The organism is Acetivibrio mesophilus (genome assembly GCF_004102745.1).
GTDB classification, from domain to species: Bacteria; Bacillota; Clostridia; order Acetivibrionales; family Acetivibrionaceae; genus Hungateiclostridium; species Hungateiclostridium mesophilum.
Window position 1 is genome coordinate 286,459 of sequence record NZ_RLII01000001.1, and the last position, 21,969, is coordinate 308,427.

Annotated in this window: 21 protein-coding genes and 1 pseudogene; 20 read left to right on the plus strand and 2 right to left on the minus strand. The window is 37.3% G+C overall.

Features of this window, described 5'->3' with window-relative positions; all coding sequences use genetic code 11:
• Window positions 1-179: 179 nt before the first annotated feature.
• The 8 genes and pseudogenes from EFD62_RS01455 (at window position 180) to EFD62_RS01490 (ending at window position 5,083) form a co-directional block, all read left to right on the plus strand.
• Window positions 180-644 carry a hypothetical protein gene (locus EFD62_RS01455; RefSeq protein WP_069196320.1) on the plus strand — a complete coding sequence of 155 codons (465 nt, stop codon included), beginning with the start codon at window positions 180-182 and terminating at the stop codon, window positions 642-644.
• A gap of 263 nt (window positions 645-907) precedes the next feature.
• Window positions 908-1,246 carry a DUF134 domain-containing protein gene (locus EFD62_RS01460; RefSeq protein WP_069194627.1) on the plus strand — a complete coding sequence of 113 codons (339 nt, stop codon included), beginning with the start codon at window positions 908-910 and terminating at the stop codon, window positions 1,244-1,246.
• Between the two features lie 39 nt (window positions 1,247-1,285).
• Complete coding sequence (locus EFD62_RS01465) at window positions 1,286-2,119, plus strand: Mrp/NBP35 family ATP-binding protein (protein ID WP_128705636.1); 834 nt, start codon at window positions 1,286-1,288, stop codon at window positions 2,117-2,119.
• A gap of 47 nt (window positions 2,120-2,166) precedes the next feature.
• Window positions 2,167-2,523, plus strand: a complete 357-nt coding sequence (locus EFD62_RS01470; protein ID WP_128705637.1) for an arsenate reductase family protein — start codon at window positions 2,167-2,169, stop codon at window positions 2,521-2,523.
• 438 nt (window positions 2,524-2,961) lie between these two features.
• On the plus strand, window positions 2,962-3,621 hold the full coding sequence (locus EFD62_RS01475; RefSeq protein WP_235832523.1) for a metal ABC transporter ATP-binding protein: 660 nt from the start codon (window positions 2,962-2,964) through the stop codon (window positions 3,619-3,621).
• Window positions 3,618-3,890 (plus strand): annotated as a pseudogene (locus EFD62_RS01480) (metal ABC transporter permease); the annotation flags it as partial. The gene EFD62_RS01475 and the pseudogene EFD62_RS01480, both read left to right, overlap by 4 nt.
• Before the next feature lie 56 nt (window positions 3,891-3,946).
• On the plus strand, window positions 3,947-4,102 hold the full coding sequence (locus tag EFD62_RS01485; protein WP_176720922.1) for a hypothetical protein: 156 nt from the start codon (window positions 3,947-3,949) through the stop codon (window positions 4,100-4,102).
• A 114-nt stretch (window positions 4,103-4,216) separates the two neighbouring features.
• Entirely contained in the window at window positions 4,217-5,083 is an 867-nt protein-coding gene (locus EFD62_RS01490) for a M15 family metallopeptidase (RefSeq protein WP_206659743.1), read from the plus strand.
• A gap of 50 nt (window positions 5,084-5,133) precedes the next feature.
• Here the strand turns inward: EFD62_RS01490 and EFD62_RS01495 are convergent, their stop codons facing one another.
• Entirely contained in the window at window positions 5,134-6,057 is a 924-nt protein-coding gene (locus tag EFD62_RS01495) for a leucine-rich repeat domain-containing protein (protein WP_069194622.1), read from the minus strand.
• 706 nt (window positions 6,058-6,763) lie between these two features.
• Between EFD62_RS01495 and rsgA the strand changes: the two genes are divergently transcribed.
• From rsgA to EFD62_RS01530, 6 genes are all read left to right on the plus strand, one after another.
• Window positions 6,764-7,813 carry a ribosome small subunit-dependent GTPase A gene (gene rsgA, locus EFD62_RS01500; protein WP_069194621.1) on the plus strand — a complete coding sequence of 350 codons (1,050 nt, stop codon included), beginning with the start codon at window positions 6,764-6,766 and terminating at the stop codon, window positions 7,811-7,813.
• Complete coding sequence (locus EFD62_RS18205; RefSeq protein WP_268919906.1) at window positions 7,810-7,944, plus strand: hypothetical protein; 135 nt, start codon at window positions 7,810-7,812, stop codon at window positions 7,942-7,944. The genes rsgA and EFD62_RS18205 overlap by 4 nt, the downstream gene beginning before the upstream one ends.
• A 67-nt stretch (window positions 7,945-8,011) precedes the next feature.
• Window positions 8,012-8,749, plus strand: a complete 738-nt coding sequence (locus EFD62_RS01510; protein ID WP_069194620.1) for an SDR family oxidoreductase — start codon at window positions 8,012-8,014, stop codon at window positions 8,747-8,749.
• Window positions 8,750-8,884: 135 nt separating this feature from the next.
• On the plus strand, window positions 8,885-9,316 hold the full coding sequence (locus tag EFD62_RS01520) for a hypothetical protein (RefSeq protein WP_069194619.1): 432 nt from the start codon (window positions 8,885-8,887) through the stop codon (window positions 9,314-9,316).
• A 175-nt stretch (window positions 9,317-9,491) separates the two neighbouring features.
• Window positions 9,492-10,394, plus strand: a complete 903-nt coding sequence (locus EFD62_RS01525; RefSeq protein WP_069194618.1) for a radical SAM protein — start codon at window positions 9,492-9,494, stop codon at window positions 10,392-10,394.
• Between the two features lie 103 nt (window positions 10,395-10,497).
• Window positions 10,498-12,612 (plus strand): M56 family metallopeptidase, encoded by a 2,115-nt coding sequence (locus EFD62_RS01530; protein ID WP_083225150.1) that lies wholly within the window; start codon window positions 10,498-10,500, stop codon window positions 12,610-12,612.
• 178 nt (window positions 12,613-12,790) lie between these two features.
• On the opposite strand, the gene EFD62_RS01535 is transcribed toward EFD62_RS01530, so the two are convergent.
• Window positions 12,791-14,545: an ammonium transporter gene (locus EFD62_RS01535; RefSeq protein WP_069194617.1), complete on the minus strand. Its 1,755-nt coding sequence runs from the start codon at window positions 14,543-14,545 to the stop codon at window positions 12,791-12,793.
• A gap of 445 nt (window positions 14,546-14,990) precedes the next feature.
• On the opposite strand from EFD62_RS01535, the gene EFD62_RS01540 reads away from it, so the two are divergent.
• The 6 genes from EFD62_RS01540 (at window position 14,991) to EFD62_RS01560 (ending at window position 21,965) form a co-directional block, all read left to right on the plus strand.
• Complete coding sequence (locus EFD62_RS01540; RefSeq protein ID WP_069194616.1) at window positions 14,991-15,383, plus strand: pyridoxamine 5'-phosphate oxidase family protein; 393 nt, start codon at window positions 14,991-14,993, stop codon at window positions 15,381-15,383.
• A 103-nt stretch (window positions 15,384-15,486) separates the two neighbouring features.
• Complete coding sequence (locus EFD62_RS01545; protein ID WP_069194615.1) at window positions 15,487-16,092, plus strand: helix-turn-helix domain-containing protein; 606 nt, start codon at window positions 15,487-15,489, stop codon at window positions 16,090-16,092.
• Window positions 16,093-16,199: 107 nt separating this feature from the next.
• Complete coding sequence (locus tag EFD62_RS01550) at window positions 16,200-16,901, plus strand: phosphatase PAP2 family protein (RefSeq protein ID WP_069194614.1); 702 nt, start codon at window positions 16,200-16,202, stop codon at window positions 16,899-16,901.
• A 75-nt stretch (window positions 16,902-16,976) separates the two neighbouring features.
• Entirely contained in the window at window positions 16,977-17,894 is a 918-nt protein-coding gene (locus tag EFD62_RS01555) for an AraC family transcriptional regulator (RefSeq protein WP_235832524.1), read from the plus strand.
• 237 nt (window positions 17,895-18,131) lie between these two features.
• Window positions 18,132-18,287, plus strand: coding sequence for a hypothetical protein (locus EFD62_RS17435; RefSeq protein WP_155522880.1), 156 nt, complete (start codon window positions 18,132-18,134; stop codon window positions 18,285-18,287).
• Between the two features lie 186 nt (window positions 18,288-18,473).
• The gene (locus tag EFD62_RS01560) at window positions 18,474-21,965 is read left to right on the plus strand and encodes a hypothetical protein (protein WP_128705639.1); all 3,492 of its coding nucleotides are present in this window, start codon (window positions 18,474-18,476) and stop codon (window positions 21,963-21,965) included.
• Window positions 21,966-21,969 lie beyond the last annotated feature (4 nt).

Genomic DNA, 21,969 nt, shown 5'->3' on the forward strand with positions numbered 1-21,969 from the left:
AGATTATAAAATGAATAGTTATAATGAAAACAGCTGGCGTTTAGTTGTTGTAGCTGAAGCCAATTCTTAGTAGAGCAAAGGACGGTGCTGTGATAAAATTAATTTAGCAATGAATCTTGAACCGAAGAAGGCGCGATTTGAAATTTGGTTGCTTACAGCAAGAAAAGGAGAAGTATGATATGGACGAAAAGTTTATGACGTTTTTAAATGATGTTCCGGCCGATATGCAGGGATTTGTTCTCGATTTGGACAAACTTTTGACTGAAAAAGGATGTAAGAGAGTAATTAAAGAAGCGAAAAGAGGGTTTGTTACATCTTACAATTCACCTTCTACAGGAAAGGTATTGCTAAATTACGTGTTTAGAAAGTCTGGGGTTAAAATGAGAATATATACAGCAGGTATTGCAAGGTATGAGTCAATTTTGGCTAATTTCCCGGACAAAATGAAAAAAGAAATTATCAAAGCATGTGATTGTAAAAAATTAATTGGAGATACATGTTCCCCTACATGCCCTGGAGGATATGCATTTATGATGGATGGCGTCGAGTATAAGAAATGTAGGAGCATGGCTTTCTTTCATGAGCTAAACAAAGAAAGTAGTACATACATTCAAAAGCTTATAGAAGCAGAAATTGCTTCGTAGGTAAAAGCGCAATGTCAAATCGATAGGTAAAACATGGAGAATACATTCCTGAAGGGATTAACATACTATTAGCGAGGCTATAAGCTAATAGTAAAATAGCCGGCAGTTAAGAATAAAATCTTCTTAATTGGCGGCCTTTTTACAAAGCATTATTGACATATGCCATAAACGGAGTATAATATAAACGACATATGTCACAAACTATTGAGGGGTAAACGAAGTACGCTCTAGTTATATCAGTTTGGAAATGAGATGATAAGATTATGCCAAGACCGATCAAATGGAGAAAAGTATGCTGCTTGCCCGAAAAAAACAGGTTTGGGCCTCTTGGTGAAAATGCTGATGAGAAAAATTATGTGAAAATGACAGTCGACGAGTATGAAACGATAAGACTTATCGACTTAGAGGGATTTACACAAGAAGAATGCGCAAAGCAAATGAATGTTGCCCGGACTACCGCTCAAAGTATTTATGGGGAAGCAAGAAAGAAACTGGCCCAGTCACTGGTAAATGGTAAGGTCCTTTTGATTGAAGGCGGAGAATATCGGCTTTGCGAGGGACTAGGAAATGGATGTGGCCGGGGCTGTCGCAGGCGCGGTTGACAACATTAAAAGAGAATCTAAAATAAAGGAGATAAGATTATGAGCGAAAATTGTAATCAAAGCTGTAGCAGTTGCTCGGAGGACTGTGGTGAAAGGCAGGAAAAGAAAAATGACTTTTCCGAGAAACCACATGAAATGAGTAGTATTAAAAAGGTTATTGGTATTGTCAGCGGTAAAGGAGGAGTCGGTAAGTCGCTGGTAACCTCTATGCTTGCAGTTAGCATGAATAGAATGGGCTATCATACCGCTATTTTGGACGCGGACATTACCGGACCTTCTATCCCGAAAGCCTTTGGTATCAGGGAAAAAGCCTCAGGCAGCGAATTCGGGATATTTCCTGTTAAAACTAAGACCGGTATTGATATTATGTCTGTTAATTTGCTTTTAGAAAATGATACTGATCCTGTTGTCTGGAGAGGACCAATTATTGCCGGTACAGTAAAACAGTTTTGGACTGATGTTATCTGGAGTGATGTGGATTTTATGTTCATCGATATGCCGCCGGGCACCGGCGATGTTCCCCTTACGGTATTTCAGTCCATTGCCGTTGATGGGATTATTGTTGTAACTTCACCCCAAGAACTGGTATCCATGATTGTATCAAAAGCAGTGAAGATGGCCGAAATGATGAATATCCCAATCATTGGACTGGTAGAGAATATGTCCTATTTCAAATGTCCTGATAACGGTAAAGACTATCAGATTTTTGGTGACAGTCACATTGAAGAAATAGCTGAAAAACATAATTTGAAAGTTCTTGCGAAAATACCGATTGAACCGAAAATTTCAGCTGCATGTGACAACGGTATGATAGAGCTTATTGACAGCGATTGGCTTGACCCTGTGGCAAAAGTATTAAAACAAATGGAGTGAGTAAACAGCAAGATGGTTAAAAGTTACAGTGAGAATGGAGGCACATTATGATATTTGTATGTTATCCGAAATGCACTACTTGCCAGAAGGCCAAGAAGTGGCTGGAGGCAAACGGTATAGGCTTTGAAAAGAGGAATATTAAAGAAAATAATCCTGCAATGGAGGAATTAATAGACTGGCATAAAAAGAGCGGTTTACCACTGAAGAAATTCTTCAATACCAGCGGACTTTTGTATAAGGAACTGGGGCTTAGGGACAAGCTTCCGACCATGAGTGAGGATGAACAGTATAGCTTACTGGCATCAGACGGTATGCTTGTGAAGCGCCCGATTCTTATCGGTGACGACTTTGTTCTGGTAGGCTTTAAAGAAACTGATTGGAAAGCTTCGCTTGGCATCGAATAACTAATCTTTAGGGCAAATGTTTATTAATTATAAATAGAGTTAATTTCAGTTTGCGATGCATATATTTGTCCTATAAGTAAGACTTGCATAAAAAGTAATTGGAGGATATAATTAGATACGATAAAGGCTTTATCAAAGGGTCAAGTCTTTGTTGAAAGGAGGAATTACGATGCATTATATCCATCACAAATCATCTAAGCAAAGTGCTAAGAATTCAATGGTAAAGAACATTGCCTTGATGATTTGTACTTGCATCATCATTGCCTCCTTCTTATCAGCAGCCTTTATATTAACACGTGCAAATCATGAGCATGACCATGAGGGACCCAATGGAACCTGTGCAACATGCATTCATTTAGCATCTACTGAAAATATACTTAGGCAGGTTTCTATAGCAATAATAACGAGTGTATTTGCATTTGTGCCTTACGTATTCTTTTGCATGGCCTTAACTTTTCAGTAGATACAGGTGATTACCTATGTATCGTAGGTGAAAATGGCTCCGGTAAAAGCACTCTCATGAAAACTATTCTCGGATTACAGCCTCCCATCAACGGTAAGGTTATGACAGGCGATGGACTTCGCCTGAATGATATAGGATACCTGCCACAGCAAACCGTAGTACAAAAAGACTTTCCGGCATCTGTAAGAGAAGTCGTTATCTCAGGATGCCTTGGAAGATGCGGACTTCGGCCCTTCTACAACAGCAAAGAAAAGCAGCTTGCGCAAAAAATGATGGAAAGGATGGGGATTGGTGATTTATCAAGACGCTGTTATCGTGAACTTTCCGGAGGTCAGCAACAACGTGTCCTGTTGGCCCGCGCCTTGTGTGCGACTCAAAAAATATTGCTTCTTGATGAACCATTTGCCGGGCTTGATCCTAAGGTGACTTATGAATTATATCGCCTGATTGACGAACTAAACCACCGTGAGGGTATCACAGTTATAATGATATCCCACGATGTAACCACAGCAATTGAACATGCAAGTCATATTTTGCATATTGGCAAAACTGTATTCTTTGGTACAAAAGAAGAATATGTGGAAAGTGGAGCTTGGCTAATGTTCAACAGTGCTGAAGGAGGTGGGGAATCATGAGTGCCATCCTTGATAAGCTTACACTGTACATGCATTACCCCTTTGTGCGCTATGCACTCATTGCAGGTGTATTAATAGCCCTTTGCTCATCCTTGTTTGGTGTAACGCTGGTACTCAGACGCCTTTCCTTTATTGGAGATGGGCTTTCTCATGTCGCGTTTGGGGCTATGGCAATTGCAACAGTTTTAAGGGTCACCAACAATATGCTGTTGGTTTTAACGATTACCATTGCCTGCGCAATACTGCTTTTGCGGACAGGGCAAAATACTACCACTGCTGCCTTATACAGGATGCATTGGCCTGTTGTGCCCAAGGTATAGAGTTTATGTGGGGGGACGGTAGTCATGTTTATCCAGATGAATACCCGGAAGAAAATGCCAAAATCGTGGTACAAGGTATGTTTGAAAGATATAGAGAAGATGGCGATGATTATTTTTACTACCGATTAAAAGATGCCACAATGGAAGTGGTAGATGAGTGATAGAAGGTTGAAAGAATAGATTATGGTTAAAAATTGACAGTAAAGAGAGGATATGAAATAATTATTAAAACACTGTTCCTAAGTATCGTTGAATGTGGAAAAAGGAGTGGTAATGTGCCAACATCAACAAAGGAAATTTGTGAAAAAGACAGAAACAATAATTTACTAATCATAAAATTTTGCATAGTAATTCTCACAGCATTGATTCTATTAACATCATGTGTTTCTAATGTGAGGCCGGAAACTACATACGATATGGTAGCGACATCCAGCCAAGTACCTACATCTGCCACGCCATCTACATCTGTAACGGTACCGGAGTCGACCACGGTTATTAAGTCCTCTACCGAGCCTGACTTAAGTAAATATTCACTTCCTGACGGTTTTGTATATGTAACTGATGTAATCCCAACTGCACAGCTTGAAGTTCGGTATTTTAGCAATGATAATTTTACGGGTGCAGTGATTGACGGGTATGAAGCACCGAAGGCCATACTTACCAAGGAAGCAGCCGAAGCACTTAAAATAGCGGCAGATACATTATATGAGCAAGGATATTACATAAAAATTTTTGATGCTTATCGCCCTCAAAGGGCTGTTAACCATTTTATGCGCTGGGCACAGGAGCTGGATGATACAAAAATGAAGCAAAAATATTATCCTGAATTGGACAAGTCTGTTTTGTTTGAGTTGGGTTATATTGCGGAAAAATCCGGACATTCAAGAGGAAGCACGGTTGACCTGACATTAGTTGAGATATCTACAGGCGAAGAACTGGATATGGGTAGCGGTTTTGATTTCTTTGGTGAAATTTCAAACCATGGAACCCCTTTAATTACTCCCGAACAGGAAAAAAATCGAAACGTTTTGCGAGATGCCATGGTAGATGCCGGGTTTAAACTTTATTCCGGGGAGTGGTGGCATTACAAGTTAAAGGAGGAGCCCTATCCTGATACATATTTTGACTTTCCGGTCAAATAAGCGGTAGCCTGGGCACGGGTGGTATTGCCGAAGGCCCTGATTATTGACTGCTAATATTTCACCCTGATGGCCAGCTGTTCTAATTTCTTTATCGTAGTATCTTTTTCAGTTTTAATCGGATTTCCGGTTATATTGATATCATAATCCAAACCTTTATATTTAAAATTGAATGCTCCGTTTTCTGCCAGCTTTACAAATACTGAAATATCGTCTATTTGATTATTTTCCAGATTAATGTTGTTTATCTGTGTCAGTCCGCTAAGAAAAGAGATATCCTTGATTTGATTGTTTTCCAATTGAAGTGATTCGATATTTGTTAAGTTTTGGATAGGAGAGATGTCTTTAATTTTATTATTGTGTAAATACACTGTTTTTAGCGAAAGCAACTGTGAAACTGAATTTATTTCAGTAAGCTTGTTGTGGTTTGCATATAGACTTGTCAGGTTTTTCATATTTTCAATACCCTCAAGGGTTGGTATGTTATTATTTCCCATCACGAGAGTTTCCATATTTACTAATCCATGCAAAGGTTTTAGGCTATCTACCTGATTTAAATGAATATAAAGTCTTTTTAAACTGATACAGTTAGAAAGAGGAGATAAATCCTTAATATTATTGTTGCCTAAAAACAAAACCTGTAATTTTTCTAGGTCGGACAAAGGCTGCAGGTTCTCGATCTCATTACTTGTAACATCAAGCTCCTCAAGGTTAATTGCATATTGAAGGCCTTCAATACTCTTAATTTTGGACGAAGGTGCTTCGAGTGCGGTTAGACTTTCTAGATGACTTTTTGTTAATTCTATACCTTTGCCTAAATTCAATTGATTCCGAATTGCCTCTTCAAGATGCTTGTCTTCAATGAGTACATGACTCTTAGAGGTATCCGAAGATCCTGTAGTATTATTAAAGTATGTACAAGAGTTTAAAAGAAAAGAGACTAATAAAAGTAGTATTATAATGCTTTGCTTTTTCATGATAACCTCCATTTGCCTTAAAGATAGTACTTGCGATTTTGAGCTCCTATTGTCTTTGCGTTGTAGAAATGATGATTTAGCAGAATATTTCTGTACCGCTGCCTTTCAAACATTGCTTGCTAGTCATCGGGATTTTTGATTTACTTGTTTTATAACTTACCATCATCAGTATAATAGATGTTTTCTTCAGTTTCAATAGCTTTCTCTCTGGCAGGAAAACGATTTCTGAGGGATGAGAGTGGTTAGTTTGGACATTTACTAAAATTTTTGTGTTGAAAAAGTAGTTGTATAATAGGAAAATTGGATATTGTATGATAACATGTTGAAAACTCGGGTTTGGATATGGTATTATATATTTATCAATAACTGCTAAAAGCAGGAAAGAAAGGGGAAGTTTTATGATAGTCTTATATGAGGTGATTATGTCTTAAAACTAAATATCGGCGTGGCAAAAAACTTGTGATTTTATTTTTTGCGCTATGGATTGGTGTATGACACCTTATTTTTGCTATGCCTTTATAAAAGTAACCTTTCGTCAATACTACTGTAAATATTACAGCACATCGAATAGGTGTGCTTTTTGCATACTTTATTTACAAACCGCAGTTTATAGTATCATGCAAGGGCTACTTTCTGCGGTATTTTTATGCCTTTTTTATATGTATCTTACGCTCTTAAAAATACATCAATACTGGAGGGGATAAAGTTGAATTTAATAGATTACGGATTTATTCCAACAATGGTGCCGGAAGGTGTTAGTGGTACTCCTGCCCGCATTACGGCAGTACACAAGGAAAGGTATGAGCTTATTTGTGAATATGGATACACATTTGGCAGACTAAAAACAAGCATATATTACTTTGATGGGTTGGAAGATTTCCCAACTGTAGGTGATTTTGTACTCATAGATTACAACCCGAGTGGTGACAGCCAGATTGTAAAAACTCTTAAAAGAAAATCATTCTTTTCTAGGCGTGATCCCACACCCGGGAGGGGAGAGCAAGCAGTTGCTGCAAACTTTGACTATGTATTTATTATGCAGTCGCTTAACCATGACTTCAATCTTAAGCGTATGGAACGTTACGTTACTCTGGCATGGCAGTCTGGGGCTGTGCCGATGGTCATACTGACAAAAGCCGACTTGGTAGAGGATTATTCTGAACACATGTTGGAGTTGCAAAAGGTTGCAGCAGGGATTGAAGTACATGCGGTAAGCACAATAACTGATTTTGGGCTGGATACGCTGAAGGATTACCTGAAGCCACGTAAAACAATTGTCTTTCTTGGTTCATCTGGCGTTGGTAAATCAAGCCTTGTCAATGCATTTGCAGGAGAGGAAAAAATGGCGGTAAGCGGTATTCGTGAAGATGATTCGAAAGGACGCCACACAACTACTCATCGCCAACTTATTATGCTGCCAAATGGAGCTATGATTATCGACACACCTGGTATGCGAGAACTTGGCATGTGGGATGTAAGCATTGGACTTGGTGAAACGTTCAGCGATGTTGAGAGCTATTTTGGCCAGTGTAAGTTTAAAGATTGCCGTCATCAGACCGAGCCGGGCTGTGCAGTCATAGCAGCGATTGAGAGTGGCGAGCTAACATACGAGCGCTGGGATAGTTATTTGAAACTTAAGCGGGAAGCAAAATTTTCTGACGACAAAGAGGGGTATTTACGTAAGAAACAGCAATGGGGAAAGGAAATTGCAAAATGGAGCAAGAAAATGAAGAAGAATGGAGAGTTTGGGAAATGAGCAATTATATAGTGAGACAAATAAAAGCCGATGAATGCATAGTTGCAATTGAACTTGCTCCAAAGGGGTTTGATGGCGCGAATAGGCTTCTTGGCTTCTCGTATTATGATTTTTTTGAATGTGAAAAATAAAACTTGGGCATAAGCAACCTATATAATGTTATTATTATATTATGTTGTAGATTAAAGGGAGGATATTATGGATAGAGGAATTCTTGTTACTGGAGGCGCACATGGTATAGGAAAACAGATCTGCATCGATTTCATTCAAGCCGGTGATAAGGTATGTTTTATTGATATAGATGAAAAGAAATCTATTGATTTTGCAAAAGAGTATCCGAATCTGTTTTATTTTCATGGGAATGTGGCCCATCAATTAACGTTGAAAAGGTTCGTTGAATTTGCAATGGAAAAGTTACAGCGAATAGATGTTCTGGTAAATAATGCTTGTCGTGGCAATAAAGGAATTTTATCTTCTTTATCTTATGAGGAGTTTGATTATACCTTATCTATCGGATTAAAAGCTCCTTATGAATTAAGTCGTTTGTGCAAGGATGAATTAATAAAAAATAAAGGTAGGATTATCAATATTGCATCAACAAGAGCATTTCAATCGGAGCCTGATTCAGAAGCGTATGCCAGTACGAAAGGTGGAATTGTTGCTTTGACACATGCCCTCGCAATATCGCTGGGGCCAGATGTGCTTGTTAATTGCATTGCACCCGGCTGGATCAATGTAAATGAACAACAGGAATTTAGTCGAGAAGATTGCGCTGCAATTCCGGCAGGGAAAGTAGGAACACCAAAGGATATATCTGATATGGTTCTATTCTTGTGCCAGCAGGATTTTATAACAGGTGAAACAATTACTGTAGATGGAGGCATGAGTAAAAGGATGATTTACCATGGTGATTGGAATTGGTTCTATAAGTTTTAATAGGAAAGTCATTCAGCTCCATAAAGAAGGCTATCTTCATTGTGATATTGTAAAAGGGGATAAATTTGCTGATAAAGCAGTGTACTCTATTACAGAGAAGGGACGTACTTTAACATTTCAAAAGGTGGTGGATTAATGAGCGATATTATTGCATTGTTACAGGATAGGGATGATAAAAAGGCTTTTGCTCTTACAAAGGAAATCTGTGCAAAGTCAGCAGCATCAGATGAGTATTATGTTTATTTTGATGAGTTTATTGGTTTACTTACGTCTAAAAGCTCATATGTCAGAACGCGTGGATTTCTTTTAGCTTGTTCACAGGCAAGATGGGATGAAAACGGAAAGCTTGCAGGCGCGATGAGTTCAATGCTCACACTGCTTAATGATGAAAAACCGACGGTTGTAAGACAGTGCCTTGGAGCATTACGTGAGGTTGTTTTATACAGACCGGAGCTTTGTGATACAATTAAGGCCGAAGTCGAAAGAATAGATTTATCAAAGTATAAAGACAGTATGTCACCATTAATAAAAAAAGATATGTATGAATTGATGAAGATGATGAAATAGGCTATTAAATACTACTAGTAGCAAAAGGATTCTATCCAACCGGTCATGGATTACATTTATAAGGAACGGAAGTGTGAACATATCTACCTCTTCGTTGAACCGAGGTGTTATAATAAAAGTAAAGTAAAGACAGCTACATAGTTATACTAATGAGTCTATGAAGTGAGGATTATAAATGGATTCAATGATTTTAAAAGATTGCATTCTTTGCCCTAGGGAATGTCATGTGGACAGAACTGCCGGTAAAAAAGGATATTGCAAAGTTACCGATGAGTTGGTGGTGGCAAGAGCGGCACTACATATGTGGGAGGAGCCGTGCATATCAGGTGAAGAAGGCTCCGGTACTGTGTTTTTCTCCGGCTGTGCGTTAGGCTGTGTATATTGTCAGAATAGTAATATAGCAAAAAGTCTGGCAGGAAAGATAATTACAATAGAAAGACTTGCAGAAATTTTCCTGGAGCTTGAGGCAAAGGGAGCTAATAATATCAATCTGGTTACTCCCAGTCACTATGTTCTACATATTATTGAGGCTTTGAACATTTCACGCCAAAAAGGACTCACTCTTCCTATTGTATATAATTGCAGTGGATATGAGAAAGTAGAAGCCTTAAAACTGCTTGAAGGATATATTGATATATATTTGACGGATTTAAAATATATGTCGGCCGAGCCGGCAGAGAAGTACTCTAATTGCAAGGATTATTTTTTGGTTGCAGCAGGCGCAATAGAAGAAATGGTTAGGCAGGTAAAAGAAGCAAACTTTGATGACCGGGGCATAATGCAAAGGGGTGTGATAGTAAGGCATCTGACATTACCGGGTTATCTTGAGGATTCTAAAGCAATAATAAAATATTTATATGAGACCTATGGAGATAGGATATTCATTAGTATAATGAATCAATACACTCCAATAACAAAGAATAGGGCATACCCGGAGCTTAACAGAAAGATAACTGAAGAAGAATATGAAGAGCTTATTGGTTATGCAATAGAAATCGGATTGGAGAACGGATTTATACAAGAGGGGGAGACAGCTTTAGAAAGCTTTATACCGGAGTTTAATGGAGAAGGAGTATAGATGCTGACCATATCCATCTTAAAAATTATCATTGACAACTGGGTCTATAGAATATAGACTAATAATATGAGGTCGATATAGTATAGACTCGGGAGGTACAGTAATGAGTGAATTATTTCTTACCGTTTTAAATATGAGCCTTACGGCAAGCTATGTAATCCTTTTTGTATTACTTATCAGGCTGCCGCTTAAAAAAGCTCCAAAATTCATTTCCTATGCCTTATGGGGTGTGGTTGCTTTTCGCCTTTTAATTCCATTTTCCTTTGAAAGCATATTTAGTCTTATGCCACGGAATGCAAATTCTGCTCCAATTCCCCATAATATTATCTATCAGCAAATTCCGCAGAGTCCGCAGATTGATAGTGGGGTAGAAACAGTTGATTCCTTTGTAAGTCAACCGCTTCCAGCACCGACAGTTGAGGTTGGTGTAAATCCTTTGCAAATTTGTGTGGAATTAGGAGTGTATCTTTGGGCTTTAGGCATAGTAGTATTGCTTGTTTATAGCCTAATATCTGTTTTAATCTTAAAAAGGCGGCTTAGAAATGTAAAATTGATTGAGAAGAATATCTTTGAAGTCAATAATTTGAAAACACCGTTCGTGCTCGGATTAATCAGACCTAAAATATATCTACCTTTAGGACTGAATGCTGACGAAAGAAGCTATATTTTGAGGCATGAACAGATCCATATTCAGCGAAAAGATCATATGATTAAAATAATGGCTTTCATAATATTGTGCATACATTGGTTTAATCCTCTTGTGTGGGTTGCATTCATGCTAATGAGTATGGATATGGAGCTTTCCTGTGACGAAAGAGTACTGAAGGAAATGGATAAAGATATTAGGAAGCCGTATGCCAATTCATTATTGTCACTTGCTGCCGGACGGCATATTTTAAATGGAAGTCCTCTTGCCTTTGGTGAGGGTAATGTAAAACGGAGAATTAAAAACGTATTAAATAATAAAAAGCCCGCGTTTTGGGTAGTTGCTGCTTCAATCATTATTGCGACAGCAGTCGGGATTGGATTGATGCTAAATCCGAAGGCTAAAGAAAATGATAAATCAGAACAGAAAAACGATTTTTTAGCGGAAATTATAAATAAGGATGGCACAAGCCAGGGTTCAAGCCCGGAAGATAAACTTCCTTCCCCCAATTCAAATGAGAGTGCTCGCGTAAGCTTAGGGGAGGAAACTGCAGCCCTCAAAGCTCTTAGAGACTTTTATGCCCAGACTGATGAGCCAATTGTTATATATGAACAAACACCCTTTGATAATGATTATATGCTAGTTCTGGCAGATAGGATGACGGACGGGGAGCATTATCCCAACCTGTATTTTGTAAGCCCAGATGGTAGTGTTTCACAATTAACCCGGCATAGCAATTGTTGGACAATGAATTTTACCGAACTAGGCGGCTATAAAATATTCTTCGGCCTCGCCGGAAAAGAGGTAGAGCAAGACAACAATAAATCTTTATCGGTTAATAGGGTTGAAGCTATATTTGGAAATAAAGTCGAAACGGTCGAAGTCAGGAAAAGTGCATATGCCTATTTTAATTTAGATGAGAAAGATATAGGGACTATCAATAATGCTAACGGCTACATGCTAATTGCAAAGAACCCGGATATGCCGGAGGATGTAATTGCAGTTTTTTCTGACGGACATAAGGTATCCCTATCTCAAAAATCGATAGATAGGAATATGAGCTATATACCTGCGTATTTTAAAAACACAAATAAGAGCATATACAACTCCTTTGCTTTCACATACTCACCTATGATATCGCCTTTTTATTGGGATCAAATTGATTCGGAAGGAGTAGAGCTTAAGGGCAGAACTGATGGGAATGGGAATGTAAATGCTGTATTTTTAAGACCATCTCGAATGGTTGCGAAAGTAATACATTCTTCTGAATTACCGAATGATATTAAGGACTTCTATCTTTCAAACAGTTACCCTTGGACTGCATCTTTTGCGGCAGGAGAAAATGTAGAAGTAGTATGTTCAACAGAAACAGAGCTTTATGATTGTCGTGTTTTGAAACTGACATCCCAGTCTGTTGGAAGGGAAATTTCCGGCAACGAATTTCAGCAGCTTTTGATAGATGACGAGAATTGCGTAATTCTACCTAAGGAGCCTGGGGACTACCTATTCCTGCTTCGGACAGAAAAGCACTATTTATTGCTTTCATATATAGGGGTTATTCATATTAACTAGATTATTGAACGTGGTATGGACAGTCTAATGAAAAACCGAACTACCTTTGTAATTTCTCACAGACTTTCTACCGTACGAAACGCTGATCAGATTATAGTATTGGAACGAGGAGGGAACATATAGGCTTCGAGCCTAATATGTTCCCTCCTAAAGAATAGATTTGTATTACTTTCTATTCTTATTCCTCGTCCTGCAGCGCATCATATCCTTCTTCGCCGGTTCGAATTTTTATAACATTTTCAACATCGTAAATGAAGATCTTTCCGTCGCCCATGTTGCCAGTGTACAGCGACTTCCTTACTGTGTCGACTACTGTGTCTACGGGTATTTTGCACACAACTATATCTACTTGAACCTTAGGAAGGAGTCTGGTTTTCACCGGCAAACCGCGGTAATACTCCATATGCCCTTTCTGCATGCCATAACCGAGGACATTTGTTACCGTCAGACCTGTAATGCCGATTCTATCAAGGGCAGTCTGAAGCTGTGTATATTTATCCTGGTTCGTGACAACGGTGACTTTTGTCATCTTTGCTCCAGGGTGAGCCCGGTTGACTACTGGGATTGCAGCATCCGGAGATACCGTGGTAGAAGAAGGCTTCGATGTTTCAACAGGGCTTATTGCCGTTACCTTATCTCCGTTGCCGTTATCTGAAGCAGTAATAGGAGCTACAATAGCAAAATCGGGATAAGCGGAGTTTCCATGTTCACCGATATCAAGACCTTGGACTTCCTCTTCAAGCGTGACGCGGATACCCATTGTCTTCTTAAGAATGAACCACACAAGAGCGGACGAGGCGAATACGAATACCCCAACGGCAATAATGCCGATAACCTCTGAACCGAGCAATGAAAGACCGCCGCCGAAGAATAATCCGTTGACAGTTGAAAGACTGGTTACGCCTTCCTGGGCAAAAAGTCCTATGCATAGAGTACCGAAAATACCGCAGACTAAATGTACGGAGGTGGCGCCGACAGGGTCATCAACCTTTATCCGGTCAAAGAAGAGTACGGCGAATACAACGATAACACCTGCGATTGCACCTATGATTAACGAACTTGTAACACTTACATAAGCACAACTACCGGTTATACCGACAAGCCCGGCTAGACAGCCGTTGATGGTCATACCGAGATCCGGTTTTCCAATGTAGATCCACGACGTTGCGGTGGCAGTAAGTACAGCTGCAACGGCGGCTGTATTGGTGGTTACCAAGATATGCACGACATCCGCCGGATTTTGAAAGCTCATAGTGGAGCCGGGATTGAAGCCGAACCATCCAAGCCACAGGATGAAAAGACCGATAACTGCCAGAGCCAAGCTATGGCCTGGGATTGCCTTTGGTTTTCCGTTTTTATCATATTTTCCGTAACGGGGTCCGAGTATAATAGCTCCAGACAGAGCTGCCCAACCACCGACAGAGTGGACGACGGTATCGCCCGCAAAGTCCAGGAAACCAAGATTAGCTAACCAGCCGCCACCCCATATCCAGTGACCTACGACAGGGTAAATAAAAATGGTCAGTACGAAAGAAAACACTATAAAGGATATATACTTTACACGCTCTGCTACCGCACCGGATACAATGGTTGCCGCAGTACCGCAGAAGACCAGCTGGAAAAAGAATTTTCCCCAGAACGGTACGTCCGACGTCAGCGTATCTGCGTAGAAGTCGAGATTAGAATTGCCCAAGATAAACAGATTCTGCGTACCGATAATCGGGTTGTCTCCGCCGAACATCAGTCCCCAACCAAGTAGCATGAAGCCAATTGAGGATACTGCAAAAACAATAAAGTTCTTTGACAGGATGTTAACTGTATTTTTTGATCTGGCCATACCTGATTCGACTGCTGCGAAACCGAGGTTCATAAAGAAAACAAGTACTGCTGCGAGTACTACCCAAAGGGTATCAACTATCATTGTTACATTCATAGAACATTCCTCCTTGAGAAAAAATTGAAGGCGTGTATTTTATTGAGGTATCAATAAAACACACGCCTTTGTGCGCATTAAGCTTTGACTATGGACAGTTTCGCTTAAAATAAATTAAGGCGTTGTTGGCTATACCAACAGCGCCTTCGCTATATATATTATAATAACTTAAACCGGTTTATTTGTCAATAGAAATAATTTGATAGATTTTGTCTGAATGAGTAAAAGACGATGTAGTTAGCGGAAAGATGCATATACAGTAAATGGCGAAATCAAAATACATTTGTTGATAAATATGAGTAATAATATTTGACATAAAAATAAAGTATTATTAGAATTAGTTTTAGAAGTGAGTTTGTATAGCTTCAAATGACGGAATATATATTGTTATCTATAAGTTTATAAATGTAAGCACGTTTTATTAGATAAAAAGGAGGAGAAAAAAATGCAAGAAGTTTATGAGTTTTTAAAGAATTGTGGAACATATTATTTGGCTACAGTAGAAGGAGACCAGCCTAGAGTTAGGCCATTTGGAACAGTGGATATTTTTGAAGGCAAGCTTTATATCCAGACAGGTAAGGTAAAAGAGGTATCAAAGCAGCTTCAGGCAAATCCAAAAGCAGAGCTCTGCGCCTTTGCCGATGGGAAGTGGCTTAGAGTAGCAGGCAAGCTTATCAGAGATGACAGAGTAGAGGCAAAAAAGCATATGCTCGATAACTATCCGGAGCTTCAAGCTATGTATTCGGCAGAGGACGACAATACAGAGGTTCTCTACTTTGAGGATGCGACAGCTACTTTCTTTTCATTCACCGAGGAGCCAAAGGTAATTAAGTTTTAGTAAGAGTGTTTTGATGACTTAACATAGATGAGCAACTTAAATACTAAATGATAGAAGTCGTTAGGTTGGTGGATTGGATAATAGGGAAAGAGGAGGCATTCTAATGGAGTTCAACGAAAAATTGCAAAAACTCAGGATAAGTCGTAATATGACGCAGGAAGAATTGGCAGAGCAGCTTTATGTTTCTCGTGCAGCAATTTCCAAGTGGGAATCCGGAAGAGGCTATCCTAATATTGATTCACTAAAGGCGATTTCAAAGCATTTTAATGTAACAATTGATGAGTTGATATGTGGCGAAGAGATGGTTTCTCTTGCGGAAGAAGATATTAAGGAAACGAATAAAAGGCATACGGAGCTTATCTGTGGAGTTTTAGATTGCCTAATGGTGCTGCTATTCTTTATTCCTGTTTTCGGACAGCAGGAAGCAAATGAGATTATATCGGTTAGTCTTATGTCATTAACGAATATCAGTAAATGGCTTAAGGTTTCGTTTGTCATAGTGGTGTCAATTACGGTATTAAATGGTTTTTCTGCAATCATAATCAGCAACTTTGATAAACCGGTCTGGAGCAGACACAGATTGGCTAGTGGAGTGATTTTGCTAATTATTGGAAATAGTCTATTCGTGTTGGCAAGGCAACCATATGCAGGAGTTCTTTATCTGAGTATATTGATAATTAAAGGATTTTTGCTGGTTAAAAGCAAATGATACGAACCGTATCACCCTTGTTATAGGCCGTTTCTTGAGGTATCATTCACATGTTTTTAGAATAAAAGATGCTTGCAGGCAACTTTAATTCTGAAAGGATGATTCTCATGAAAAACAAAACTAAATTTCAAGTTGCAGGGGTGACGGGATTATTATCCATACTGCTGGTAATCCTTATCCGAGCTGTAGATGTTGCATCTATCGGCCCTGAAGGTACTGATATAGGGCTATCTCATATTAATAAAGCAATTTTTGAGTTTTTTGAAGTAGACATGCTATGGTATAACATTACTGATTGGCTTGGTGTTGTTGCAATTCTTATGGCATTTCTATTTGCATTTATTGGTTTTGGGCAAATGATAAATAGAAGAAGTCTGCTGAAAGTGGATAGAAGTATTCTTGCCCTTGGCGTACTATACATTATTGTTATAGGGCTGTATATATTATTTGAAATTGCGATTGTAAATTACAGGCCTATCATTATGCCGGGCTGTGAGCATCCGGAGGCCTCTTTCCCATCATCTCATACAATGATGGTATGTGTTATTATGGGAAGTGCAATGATGCTTTTGAAACGATATATTAATAATCGTCCATTGAGACTTATCTTGCAGGTGCTGTGTATAGTGCTTATTCTGGTTACCGTTTTTGGAAGGCTGATTTCAGGTGTTCATTGGTTTACTGATATTATTGGCGGAGTTCTGATAAGCGTGAGTTTGCTTTCGTTGTATGCAGGTGTTTTGGAAGCGGTTATAGAAAAAGAGGTGGGACATGGAGCAAAAACTGCAAAGGGGATGAAGGCCGAATAAGAAAGAGTAATATGACAAATCGTTATTCTGAATGACAGGAAATCATAAAGCACTCTTGATAGAATTAAAGTATCGGTGAGTGAGAAAGGAATGATGCAGATGGAATGGATAACAACGATAAAGGAAGCTATCAGGTATATGGAAGATGAACTGCTTACTATCAAGGGCCCTGAAGAGGTAGCAGAGCATGTCCATATATCGCCCATGTACCTTCAGCGCGGGTTTCAAATCATGACAGGTTACTCCATTGGAGAATACATCAGGAACCGTCGTCTATATTTAGCGGCAACGGAGCTGGTCCACACAGACCATAAGGTGATTGATATCGCACTTAAGTATGGCTATGAAACACCGGAGAGCTTTACAAAAGCATTTACCCGTTTCCATGATGCATCACCTTCTGAAGTTCGCAAAGACAGAACTTTAGTTAAAACCTTTCTTCCGCTGAGAATTAGTATTGTAATTCAAGGAGGGAGCAGTATGGACTACACAGTTGATAAAATGGCGGCATTTAAGGTTATTGGCTTTTCAAGGGAGTTTTCGGTTGATACATGCTACTTGGAGATACCTAAGTACTGGGATGAGGTGTTCAAAAAGTACGTATCAAACCTGCTTGCAGGAAATGCTCCGGCAAATGAGATTGAGCAGGCTGTATTTGATAACAGAATCGGAGAATTCGGAGTGTGCATTGACGATGTTGGCGAAAGTGGAAAATTCTGCTATATGATTGCCGGAAGGTACATGGGAGGAGTTGTTCCAGTGGGTATGAAGGTCTTCGAGATTCCTGAAACCACATGGGCGAAGTTTAAATGTGTTGGAGCCATGCCTGAAGCTATGCAGACTGTAAACACTCAGATTTGGAAAGAGTGGCTTCCGGGAAACATTGAGTATGAGCTTGCCGGAAAGTTCAACATTGAGTGGTATTCTTCAGTAGGTAATACGAAGGATTCGGACTATCAGAGTGCAATCTGGATTCCGGTGAAGAGAAAATAAAAAATGATTTCAATTAAAAAGACTCCCCATCGTTGGATGAATTTCCAGTGGTGGGGAGCTTTTGTTAAAAGGATGTAAAAGAATAGATATGAAAGAAAAGAATCAAATAGAAAACATGAAAATTTTGCAGAATAATTTGAATGGCTGATATTGTAGAGCATAGTTATGAGAAGTTTTACTACATTAGACCTGCAATATGAACAATAGATTCTACGGGTTCGAAGGCAAAGCGTAATATTGCAAAGGCATACACAAATACTGACAATTGAAGAGGACGATACTATCAACACGGGAGTCAATATGGAATTCCCCCGTTATGAAATTAGAAAAATAGCTTATGAAGTTTTGGAAAACTTTGACAATGCTCTGGTTTTAGGGAAGATAACCCATTGAGTCTTGCTATTATTGGTGTTTATGAAGCACAAGGCATTAGGAACTGTGCACTCACTAATAAGTAAATACGAAAGGACTATATAAATAATAAAACAGTATACTTGTTGTATTGTATTATGGTAAATAAAAGTAGTATAATAGATAATGAATGGAAAGCTGCACTTACATGCTAGAATGTTCTGCGAGTTGGATACAAAGACATTAGGTGTAAAGGGGCTGTTAAAAGTGAATTGGGAGTGTTGCAGTGTTTATGAATCATTAGAAAGAATAGAAAAACGCATGTGTTTACAAATGAGTTTAAACAAAAGAATCTATTTATGTTTAGAAGAGGCATTTAAATGGCTTAATATGAGTGCTGAAACGTATTCAAAGATACATGCTGAATACATAACTCTTTTGAGTAATCAAAATGCTAGTAAAGTTACAAAAACATATCCTTTAGCAACTACAATGTTGTTAATATATACAGCTGTATATAGGTACAATGATGATGATAGCAATGGTTTTTGGCCTGAGTTTTTTGGAGGCGAAAAAAACTATAATTATCAAAGAGATGTTAATCCTGTTATGAATGCTTTGAAAATTGTAAAAGAGCGATATGATATAGATACGAATAAACGACAATATATGCAAAAGTCAAATCTATCAGAGATATTCTCTCAAATCTATCTTCCGGAAGTATCTTTAAAAAGAATATTTTCAGCATTATATAGTTTTTGCTTTAGAGGATATAGAGGCAACGATCTTTATAATGTTACCGAATTTTTAGAATTTAATGAGTATAGATTAGATAAACCAGGATGTTTCTTTATCAAAGAAGATGATATTATTGAGGATTCTTATGATAAGATTGTTGAGTTAATGAAGTCGGGATTAGATAATGCTGGAGAGCCTGATTCGCAAATTGAATTGCCAAATCGCTTTTTTGATACGTTTAGAGAGTGGTATCAAAATGATAAAAAGCAAATTGATAATAAAAAAGAAGAGTTTTATATTGGCAGTCCCAAAGTTAAGATAGATATGGCAAATGATAAAATTATGTTAAAACTGCCTAAGCAAAAAAGCAGAACTTATATTGATGAAAATTGCGGCTGGAAAGTAATAATTAATGGTGATAGTAGGTATATTCCAGCCAGAATTATAAGACAAAGCGGTGGAACCTATTTAATTTTAGACGAGGATATGGAATTAATTGAATTTAGGAAAATTGAGGTAGAATATATATTTAATGATAAAGTCTCGGGAAAGTGGACATTTTTGAATGAAAAAGATTATGTTTTATTTGATAAAAACAACTTGTTACTTCAAAGAGATACAGTTAAAAGGGATGGATGTATTGTTGCTTTAAAGAAAAACATAATATTTCCTTATGAAGAAAATATTATTGAAAAATTCGAGATTTCTGACTGGAAAGAGTATTTATTTTATGAGGTATCATTGGAAGATTATCCAAACAGCAAAATGTATTTGGACACCCAAGCAATAATTGATATTGAGGACAGACCTGTCATTCAAAGAAAGGCGTATAAACTTCTTTTTGAAGAAAAAGGTAATTTTCTTGCAGAGGAAAGCTTAAATGTTTATGAGAGTTTTGGAGTTATCCAGTTTAGAGCCCCTTATATACAGGAAAAATACTTTGAAATAAGGTTAAGCGATTTAGGTTGCAAAAGACAGTACGAAATTAAGACCAACTTAGAAAAGTTAAATGATAATACATTGAGTTTAAATCTTGATCATTTGTTGAAAAAAGGTATATATAATTTATCTATTAAATATAAAGACAAAAGTATATATCGAGAAGTATTTCTTACATATAAAGATTTAAACATAACTAACGAGTATAAAATGTCGTATTCACAAAAAGACAATATGCATAGACGTATTTTGATATCAAAAAATAATGAAATTGAGATTAGTGCTAATCATTATGAGACAAAACTTTATGAAGATTGTGATAAATATATAATTGAACCAACTGGTACAGCTGTAGCAAGATTTATTTTTAAACTGTTCAATTGGGAAGTACATATTAACAAAATAGTAAAGCCCATTAGAATTGAAATAACGGGTTTAGAGGAAGTAATTAATCAAAAAAGTGATGGTAAATTAATAGATATAACTAAGACCGTATTTTGCAGTAAGGATATAAGAATTCAAATCTCAAATTTTGATTATCGCTATGAATATTTAGCTTATCAATTGTGTGTTGTCAACATTAATGATGACAATTCTTTTACTGATACTCGAAAAGTTAAATTTGGTGATGAGTATACATGGCGGCTAAAATCATATGTTGATAGGTTAATAAATTTTGATAATATGTTGATAGTTTTAAATATTAGTAATTCCACGGACGAAATATTGTACAGTCAGAAGTTAATAAAGGTAACTCAGAAAATTGATATGTTAGGTTTTAAAAAAACAGAAAATGAAAATCATATGTTATTATGCTGGAAAGAATCCCAAAGAAACACAAATAGAATTATTAGACTTTATAATTATACTGTACCATCGGATAAGCCGCTTGAATTTGATTTGGAAGATGATAGTACTGAGATCAACATAGATCTGAGAAAGTGTAAATTTGGCGCCTATGTTCCAATTGTAGATTATAAAAGAGAAGTATCTTTCTTTGATAATGCCATTACAGAAAAGAAGTTTTTTGATATTAGTCAAATTAATAATAGTATTATCAATAAATTAGGGCCTAAAGGCAGCAAACAAGAGCATATATTCTGTAGAATAATATGGTGTGTACTTAAGGAAAAAGATGATGAAATAATAGAATTGACAAAAAGAATTGATTTTAAAACAATTTGCTTATACGAATTATTTTGTGCTATGCTGCAAATAAAATATTTTATTGATTTAGAGAAAAGAGAAAATATTGACAAGTTGATATGCATTAATAAAGAAATAATAAAAGGCCTTTTACAATTCCATAATTTAAATCAAATTATAGAAGAGATATGTTCTTATAAGGAAGAATTTAACACGGAAGACATCTCATATTTGATTACTTTATTTTTGTCAATTAGAAGAGCAAAATCTCTTTCTGATAATGTAATTGAATTATTGTCTGAAGTTGATCTGATTAATGCATTGTGTCTAGTAGAAAATGGAAGAGGGGAATTGCCCAATAACTTAATAACAGCATGTAAAGCCAGCTTTGACAGTGAGTTATTAGGCATGGCTAGGGACTTTAAATCCATATATAGCATTATAGAAACAGAAGTTAATATTATCAAAAACTTTTGGGAGTGGCTAACAGAGCATAAAAACAATTATTTGCTTAAACGTAATTATACAAAAGCAAGAATGTTTAGAATTTATGAATATGAAAGTGAGATATCTTCATATAAGGTTCTTGGCCATACTATAGATGATTTAGTGGATAGTATTATTGATGAGAATAGTTTTATTTATCCTAAAGTACCGGAGACTTGGTCCGATACCATGAATATCAATCAAGAGATATTTAGGGAGTTTAGTTATCTTATGCAAAAAGAAATATCTTACAGTTATAAAGAAGTAATTAAAGCAGCATTTCTCGTGGTAAGTCAGCTCAATACAATTTCAGATAGTAAATATTTTGAATTAATGATAAAGTGCTATTTTGGCAAAAGAAGGGATATGTTTAATAGATACAGGGCATATTTTAAACTAATTTTTATATGAAGGA